The organism is Candidatus Hydrogenedentota bacterium (assembly GCA_012523015.1).
Taxonomy (GTDB): Bacteria; Hydrogenedentota; Hydrogenedentia; order Hydrogenedentales; family CAITNO01; genus JAAYBJ01.
The window spans coordinates 1-8869 of record JAAYJI010000207.1; the positions used below are offsets into that span (position 1 = coordinate 1).

Consider the following 8869-nt stretch of genomic DNA (forward strand, 5'->3'; position numbering starts at 1 on the left):
GACCACGACTGCCTCCGGCGCAAACTTCAATATTTCAGTGGTAAACTCCCAGCTCCAGCGAATGGCGTCATGTTTAAAATAGTCGCCGAAAGAAAAATTTCCCAGCATCTCAAAAAACGTGAGATGCCGCGAAGTTTTGCCGACTTCATCCAAGTCATTTGCTTTGCCGCCGGCGCGCAGACATTTTTGGGAGGTAGCAGCCCGTCGATAAGGCACCTCCGTTTCACCGGTATAGAAATGTTTAAATTGGACCATTCCGGCGCTTGTAAATAAGAGCGTCGGATCATTGCTAGGTACTATTCTATCGCTTTTTTCTATAACATGACCACGTTCCCGAAAAAACTCAAGGAAACCGGCACGTATTTCATTGCTTTTCATGGGTCTGTCTCCATTTTTATAAGGGGGGATATTAAATGATACCAAAAAAAGCGCGTCAAACACATCTCAACATCGTTTTTGCTCAGCAATATGCCCTGTTTTAGATTATTGGGAAGAGAGGTGGAGGCGCTCCATTCGAAAAAAAACAAAACGCGCAGCGCGAACATTCCGAATCCGTGTAGGCCTACTGCGGCACTTCTTTAAAACAAGGGTGTCAAGATTTTTTTACAGGACTCATTTTTATATTCGCTAGGAAATCTCTCACCCACGCGTTGAAATCTTCCAAAATACCGTAGAAAATAGGAACGATAAAGAGGGTGAGTACAGTGCCTGCCATCAAACCGCCGATAAGGGCGCGGCCAAGTCCTGCAAAAGTAGCGGAACCGCCTGTGCGCGCCAAGGCTACCGGAAGCAATCCCAAAATGGTGGTGATCGCGGTCATCATAACCGGTTTAAAGCGGTTTCGTCCCGCCTGTATGATAGCCTCATTACGATCCTCCACTTCTCGGCACACTTGTGTAATATGATCCACAATGACAATACCGTTATTGACAATTACGCCGGCCATCAAAATACAGCCAATGAGCGAAATAGAGTCGAAGGGCGTATTTGTAAAATAGAGGAGCCACACAGCCCCGATGCCCGCCAAAGGCACAGTAGTCATAATGGAGAAGGGCAGCAGGAAAGACTCGAAAAGGGCGCTCATAACCAAATAAATCAGTATAACGGCCATTAACATACTTACCGTAAAGTTGGCTAAATTCTTCTCCAGTTCATCAAATTCATCGCCGAAAAGAAATTCATACATGGGCGGTAAATCGACACTGTCCATCAGTTCCCGTAATTTTTCTTTCACAGCAATCAGATTACGGGTATCCGTCTTTGCCGAGACACCGATGACATTTTTTCCGTCGATACGTTTTATACGGCTTGGCGCGGGTGCTTTAGCATAATCGGTCAATTGGCTTAGGGGCGTCAACTGTCCGAAAAGTCCCGGCAGGGCGATGGCGTCAAGATTTGCTTGTGATTGTCGGTCTTCTTCCCTAAACTGTGCCCACACGGGAATTTCACGGCCGCCGAGCTTCAGATAAGGCATGCGCACACCGCGCAATGCAGCATCCACCGTCTGAGCAATGACAACGGGCGTTACGCCCGCGCGCAGCGCTAAGGGCGAATCAATGATGACCTGTACCTCTTGGCTCTCCTGCTCCACCCCGATTTTGATATCACGAAGCGATTCAATTTGGGCCATAGATTCTGCCACCATTCGGGCATAGGTATTCAACACTTTCATGTCATTGCCGCGCAGCCGAAGATTAACGCCTCGTTCTGCTCCGGGATCACCGACATCGGCGGTATACAAGTTTAGGCGTACTCCCGGCGTCTGACTGGGCAATTTCTGCGAAAGAATTTTCATTACTTCTTCTGTCGTGAACGGTGGATCTGTACCGCGCGGCCCATCATCTTCCGTATAGAGATACACGTGAATCTCGCCTCTGGTTCGCAAGTGACGCGACAACAAATACTTAATTCCCAAGGTGTCCCGCAGAGCATCGAGTTCCGTTTCCAGACGCTTAAATAGTTCGGTAGCTTCCTCCATCCCATAATTTGGTGTCATATTAACGCTAATGGTGACTTCACGCATATCCAATTTGGGGAGGGACCGCATGCCCACTTCTTTCATGGGAATTCGTATGGTAATAAAGAGAATAAATAGGACGCCGCAAACGAAGACGAAGCGCCAGCGCAGCGAGGCACGCAACATCATTTCGTAAACACGGACAAGACGATCCACACCGCCGCCTGCCCACGCCACGAGTCTATTTTGTTTTTCGTCGTAGCGCACAATACCGAGGCGTTCCGCCCTCATTTCAAGCTTACCCAGAATCAAGGGAATAATGGTAAGCGCAACAACGCGGCTTCCTGCCAGTGCTGCGACCAAGGGCCCGCCAAGCTGTTTCATGAACACGGCCATTTGTCCTGCCTGCATATAAAACATGGGCAAGAAAACGACGCAGGTGGTGGCGGTAGACGCGAGAATAGCCAGGTATACTTCTTCCGGTCCCTTAGCCAGCGCTTCGCGTACAGAAGCACCTAGGGCGCGGTGCCGCAATATATTTTCTACGACCACAATGGAATTATCGACCAGCATGCCGACAGAGATAATCATGGATACCATGGTGATAATATTGAGGGTCATTCCGGAAAAGAACATGAAGACGAGAGCAAATACCAAGGATGCCGGAATGGAAAAAGCGACGAGGGTCGTGGGGATGAGTCTGTGGATGAAAATCAACAGGGTCGTCACTGCCATGCCCGCGCCAAATAAGCCTTCAAGAAAAAGATTTTTCAAGGCTTTGATAATAAATTCGGATTGGTCGAAGAGCGGAAGAATTCGCGTCTCATGAAAGGTGGGCGTCTCAATCAGCGAATCCAGTTCTTTTTGAACGGCCTTACAAACACTTACCGTGTTTGCTTGTGACTCTTTGGTGACGAGTAATATGAGTCCGTCGGTGCCGTCCAAAGTGACCCGTTGTGTTTCTTTGCGTGCGCTGAAATGAACGGTAGCGACATCGCCCAAACGCAGCCCGTTGGGTCCGACAACAATGCGGGCGATGTCCTCGACGCTTCGATATTCCCCTTCGTAGCGGGCATAATAGCGGGTTGTCGAATCGGTCATATCCCCTAAAGAGAGATTCATGCTGCTTTCATGAATGCTTTGAATAATGTCGGAGAGCGCGAGGTTAAGACTGCGCAGCCGATCTTGCTCAAACTCAATCAGTACTTCGCGGGGCGCGGAAGGCGAGTGCACTTCGACACGCGCCACACCGGGAAGCCGGCGCAGCCGCGGTTCCGCAACTTTGCGTACAAGGTGCGCGAACTCTTCACGGTCGCCCGGATTAAACATGCCCACCACCATAACAGGAACAGAGTCAATGCTGAAGCGTTTCATCTGTACGCGGTCAACCTCTTTGGGCAAAATCAGTTTTAGTCTTTCGATACGATCCCTGATTTCTCCCGTGATAACCGCCATGTTTGTATCAACACCGAAGATCAGTTCGACGGTGCAACCGTTGCTATGGGAGTTTGTTTCTATCCTTGTCAGCCCGGGGATCGTTCGAAACTCCCCCTCGACAGGTACGGAAATTTGCTGTTCCACTTGTTCAGGTACGGCGCCGGGATAGGGGAAAAGAACAAGCACAAAGGGTGCTTCCGCTTTGGGCAAAAAAGTCTGGGGAAGCTTAAACCAAGATATGGCGCCTAATCCGAGCATCGTCACCGACAGCATCACAATGGATACAGGGCGCCGAAGGGCAAAAGCGGGCAATGAAAACTTCATGAGCGCTCTTTCCCGGTGAAGAGGTTATAGGCCATAGGAATAATAAACAGGGTTAGCAGGGTCGCCACAGAAAGTCCTGCGATTAAGGTTAGGGCGAGGGGACGCCGCATTTCCGCGCCGTCTCCGGAGCTGATGACCATGGGCAACAAGCCCAACACTGTGGTAATAGTGGTCATGAGTATGGGCCGCAGGCGCACTTTACCCGCCTCAACAATGGCGTCATGTTTGCTGAGCCCCCGTTCACGGAGTTGATTGGTATAGTCCACCAGTACAATGGCATTATTTACGGCAATGCCGATGAGGATCACGCCGCCCAGAAAAACCATTACACTGAGACTTGTTTCGGTGAGATACAAGACATAAATAACACCGATAAAAGCCAAGGGCGCAGTGAACATCACGAGAGCAGGTTGGATGAGCGACTCAAATTGACACGCCATGACCACATAGACGAGGAAAGCAGCGAGAAGCAGCACAAAGCCGAGACTTCCAAAAGCCGTGTCCAATTCACGGCGTTGACCGCTTTGCAGAAAGTACATATCTTGCGGCAAGGCGATGGATGCCAGTTTTTGGTCGATATCAGCAGAGACCGCGCCAAGGTCGCGTCCTTCCACATTGGCGGAAATTAAAACGGTTCGCCGCTGCCCGATACGTCTGATTTCGCTGGGGCCTTGTTCAATACGCAAATTGGCGACATCCCGCAAGGGGATCGGTGTGAGCCCATCCACAACAGAAAGGCTTTGCAAGTCATCAACGCCGCGCAAAATATTTTGATCGGCACGAACACGAATATCGATTTTGTCAGCGCCGCGACTGAATCGCGTCGCAACTTCACCTTGTATTTCAGAACGCAAGCGTTGCGCCACATCACCGGGAGACAATCCGCGGGCGGCGAGGAGATTACGAGCCATTTCAATAATCAATTCAGGATAGCCCGGTTTCACGCTTAGCTCGGCATCTTTCACGCCCGGAATTTGTGACATTTCTGCGATGGCGATCTGACCGTAGCGCCGCAGTTCAGTCTGCACATCACCCGCCAACTGGGTTTCGATGGCACTTCTGAAACTGAAAAGCGTCGGTGTGGAAAAGGTAATGATTTCGTCGGTGGCAGCGGCAAGAATTTTTCTTCGGAGATCATCGATGATCTCATCTTGGAGAGTCTGCTGCTCTTTCATATCGTGCAGCAACACCGTAAATTGCGCCACATTTTCGCCGCGGCCACTGCCCGTATTGTCTTTTTCCTGTCCGATTTCAACGGTCACTGAATCCACTTCAGGCACTGAACGGATAATTTCTTCAAAGCGGCACGCACGCTGCTCAGTTTCCTCAAGTGGTGCTCCGGCTCGTATCTCCATGCGCAGTCCGAACTCTCCCTGTCGCGTGGGCGGCATCAGTTCTCTGCCCAGATCACGGGCGAGATAAATGGAGTGTATAAAGATTAAGACGGCAGCAAGAATAAAGAGCGGGCTCAGGCGCAGTGAAAAGTTGAGGACAAAGCCATAGCCCTTTCTAAAGGCTTCAAAACTGTGGGCAAAGGCTTTGAGCGGCACGTACAAAATAACATTTAAGATTTTGCGTGCAACGCTAAAGATCGCAAAGACAACGCCAAGGCACAGGAACAGAATCGTAACGAGGAGGGTTAAAAGTGTTCCCAAAACAATACGCAACAAAAACAGAGCTATCCCCACGGGCATTGCCAAAAGGGCGTAAGGAAAGGTAAAAATACTTTTCCAAGATGGGCGGGTCAAGGAGGATAGCAGGATTCTCCGAAGAGGCGCAACAAAATCAATCCAACTCTTTTTCAAAAAAGCTACGGCATAGCCCAAGCTTATCGGCAAGCTCATTAGAAGCGCTTGCCCGCGTGTATAGTTTCTGTCGTCGCGACCTTCGCGGAAAGCAGCAACGATCCAGACCACATACCGGCTTGACTGAAGCCCCGAAGTTGAGCGTGAAACCATCAAGGGAATCAAGTACAGGGCGGCAAGCAAAGACGCGGAAAGAGAAAATGTCACCGTCATTGCCAAATCGTTGAAGAGTTGTCCGGCGATTCCCTCGACAAAGATGACGGGCAAGAATACGCAGATGGTTGTTAAGGTGGATGCAATAACCGCGCCAAAGACTTCACGGGTGCCGCGGTCAGCGGCGGTGACAGGATCGTCACCCTCCTCTCTGCATCGAAAGACACTTTCCAAAACTACAATGGAGTTATCCACCAACATGCCGACGCCCAAAGCTAAGCCGCCAAGAGACATAATGTTTAAGGTCACCCCACGGAAAAACATGGGGACAAAAGCGGTGATAACGGATATGGGAATAGATATCCCAATAATGACCGTAGATCGCATCTCTTGAAGAAAAAGGAAGAGCACCAATAAGGCAAGAACCCCGCCTTGGAGAATGGCGGTCTGAACTTCTTTTATAGCGCCGCGGATGAATCGTGATTGATCGCTAATCATGGAAAGCTTGGCATAGGGCGGCAAACGATCCAGAAAAGCACCCCTTTTCTTTTCAGTCTCTTCGGTTCCCATGCCACTGGACACATCCGGTTCTTTATGCTGCTTTTCCTTGGCTTTTTTATAGGCCTCCATCATACGTTCTTGAAAGGAATACTCCTGTTCAAAACCGAGTAATCCACGGACCTTGTTGCAAATGGTGACTGTGTTGGCATCCCCTTCCTTAAAAATATCGATGGCGACCGCTTCTTGCCCGTTAATGTGAACGATAGATTCCCGTTCCTTGGTGCCAAGAAATACATTGGCAAGCTCAAAGAGACGGCGCTGCGCGCCTGCGGGCGTCACAATGATACTGTTCGCAATATCGTCAATGGTTCTGAACTCGTTAAGTGTTCGGACAAGATACTCCGTTTCCCCTTCCCGTAATTGTCCGCCTGAGAGATTGATATTTTGCTGCGCCAAGGTGGTGATCACATAGTGCGGCGAGATGCCCAGCGCTTTCAATCGTTCAACATCTAAGAGAACCTGAATTTCCTCTTCTTGCCCTCCTTTGACCTGCGCCTGTGCAATACCGCTTTCCGCTTCCAAATCAGCTTTCAGTTTTCGTTCTGCAGCCTCGCGTATGGTCGTCAACGCGGCGCGTTCTTCTGCGGAACCGGGAATATGCTCCGGGTTGTCGGAGGTGATGGCAACGCGCATAATGGGATCCAGACCGGGATCGTAACGGAGGATCACAGGCTTACTGGTTACCTCGCGGGGCGGGTCAAAGAGATCCAAGCGATCCCGCACTTCCTGCTGCGCCAGATTCATGTCCGCGTCCCACGTGAACTCCAGAATAATTTCGGAAAGCCCGGGCGACGAGACACTGCTGATTTCCACCATATTGCTTACAATACTAAGCAACTCTTCCAAAGGCCGCGTCACCAGCATTTCCACGTCTTCCGGAGCCGCCCCTTCGTATTCGGTTCTAACGGTAAGGCTGGGATAGGAAATGTCAGGCATCAAATTAATGGGAAGATTTTGATAGGATCGCCAACCAAAAACAGCCAGTGTCAAAATCAGCATGGCCGTGGATACGGGTCTTCGAATGGCAAAAAGACTGTGGCGGGGCTGTTGTTGATCCGTGTCAAGATTAAGACTTTTATTTTCATCCATAGAGGACACCCTGCCTTTTATCGTACAGCGCGATCAACCCATTTAGGCTTGATTCGGTTGTGTTTATGGTAAGGGGAACAGACCCACTTTTTTCTATTGATAGATTACACCAGGCTCCCGAGCAAACGACCATGTTTGACATTATCGCCGCCTACAATCCCATCCCCAAATCAGATGCATCGCTGCTGCTTTCGGTGCTGACCATCATGTCTTTATTTTTCTCCGCGGCAACAAGCGCCTCTTGCGGAGTCATGGGCGTACGAAAACTCATCTCCTCATCTAAATTGGTAATCATAACATAGGTTTCCGGTTTTAAGGTGTGCTGACCCATAGTGACGACAAGCATATCATCGTCAATCCCTTGCACCACTTCGATCACATCACTTTGCTCAAGACCGGTTTTAATTTCGACTCTTCGCGCTTGGTAGGCGGAACGTTCATTGAGTCCCGTAAAGCGGGAAGGATCGATTTCGTCTTCAGGCACCAAGTCTAACAGAAAGACGTATTTTCGACCTTCTTCTTCGATAATAGCGTCCCGCGGCACCAACACCGCATTTTGATGAACTTCCATGACCAGTTTGACCCGCGCGAAAGCAGCATCACGTAACAAGGTTTTGTCTTCATCAGCAAAATCAAGTAAGACGACAACGGTGCCTGTGAGGGGATCAATGCTCGGGTTAATTCGACTGACCCGCGTGCGGAAGACGCGGTTGGGAAAAGCATCAATATGTGCCTGCGCTTCTTGTCCGATCTTGCTACGTACCAAGTCTTTTTCGGGAACATTTACGGGCAGCGTGTAGGATGCCGGATCGACCAATGAAAATAAAGGCATTCCGGGGGAAACTACCATTCCTTCTTGGACGATGCGATAGGTGATAATGCCGCTGATAGGAGCTGAAACGGTTTGATTACGAAGCTTTAATTCCGCCATCTCTTAGCTGGAGAGCGCCTGTTCGTGGGCGAACTTCATATTGTCCCGCTCCACCGAAGCGCCTATACCCTCTTCGAAACTGCGTTGAGCAATTTCATAAGCAGTCTTCTGTTGTTGTACAGCAACCCGTGCTTGGCGAATTTGCGCTTCAAATTCATCGCGCTCTAACTCGACCAAAGCCTGACCGGCGGTGACGGTATCGCCCACTTCCGCATTTACCTTGAGGCACAAACCGGCTCCCTTGGACAATATTTCCACACGGTTTCTGGCTTCGATGCGCGAGGTCGTTTCGAAAAAAGCCGAAACATCGCCGCGCTTGGGTGTCACCGCTTGTACAGGCACCACAAATAGGGGCGCATCTGTTGGCGGGCTGCTCTCTGTAACCGTTCCTTCTACCGGTTTGTCGCAACCGGACAAGATCGCTAAACATCCTATGACGGATACCATTAACACCATGTGTATCAATTTGATCATCGCTTTTATAGCCTTTTGCCTGGATTAGGGTTCTCTAGCATTTAAAATGGAATGGAAACTATATTATATACGATTTATTGATGAATCAATATAGAATACTTCTTTTGCATCGGCAACCTACTTCAAAGTGCTAACCAA

General features: G+C 49.8%; 5 protein-coding genes. All 5 read right to left on the reverse strand.

The window, feature by feature from the left end:
- A partial coding sequence (locus GX117_08920) for an alanine--tRNA ligase (protein NLO33461.1) occupies positions 1–378 on the reverse strand: 378 nt, incomplete at its 3' end.
- Between the two features lie 214 nt (positions 379–592).
- Positions 593–3718, reverse strand: coding sequence for an efflux RND transporter permease subunit (locus GX117_08925; protein NLO33462.1), 3126 nt, complete (start codon positions 3716–3718; stop codon positions 593–595).
- Complete coding sequence (locus GX117_08930) at positions 3715–7326, reverse strand: efflux RND transporter permease subunit (GenBank protein ID NLO33463.1); 3612 nt, start codon at positions 7324–7326, stop codon at positions 3715–3717. The genes GX117_08925 and GX117_08930 overlap by 4 nt, the downstream gene beginning before the upstream one ends.
- 151 nt (positions 7327–7477) lie before the next feature.
- Positions 7478–8257 carry an efflux RND transporter periplasmic adaptor subunit gene (locus GX117_08935; protein ID NLO33464.1) on the reverse strand — a complete coding sequence of 260 codons (780 nt, stop codon included), beginning with the start codon at positions 8255–8257 and terminating at the stop codon, positions 7478–7480.
- A gap of 3 nt (positions 8258–8260) precedes the next feature.
- Positions 8261–8731 (reverse strand): biotin/lipoyl-binding protein, encoded by a 471-nt coding sequence (locus GX117_08940; protein NLO33465.1) that lies wholly within the window; start codon positions 8729–8731, stop codon positions 8261–8263.
- Positions 8732–8869: the final 138 nt, after the last annotated feature.

Excerpts from the sequence above, each read along its gene's own strand:
- GX117_08925 (NLO33462.1), bottom strand. The coding sequence starts at position 3,718 with ATGAAGTTTTCATTGCCCGCTTTTGCCCTTCGGCGCCCTGTATCCATT.
- GX117_08930 (NLO33463.1), bottom strand. The coding sequence starts at position 7,326 with ATGGATGAAAATAAAAGTCTTAATCTTGACACGGATCAACAACAGCCC.
- GX117_08935 (NLO33464.1), bottom strand. The coding sequence starts at position 8,257 with ATGGCGGAATTAAAGCTTCGTAATCAAACCGTTTCAGCTCCTATCAGC.
- GX117_08940 (NLO33465.1), bottom strand. The coding sequence starts at position 8,731 with ATGATCAAATTGATACACATGGTGTTAATGGTATCCGTCATAGGATGT.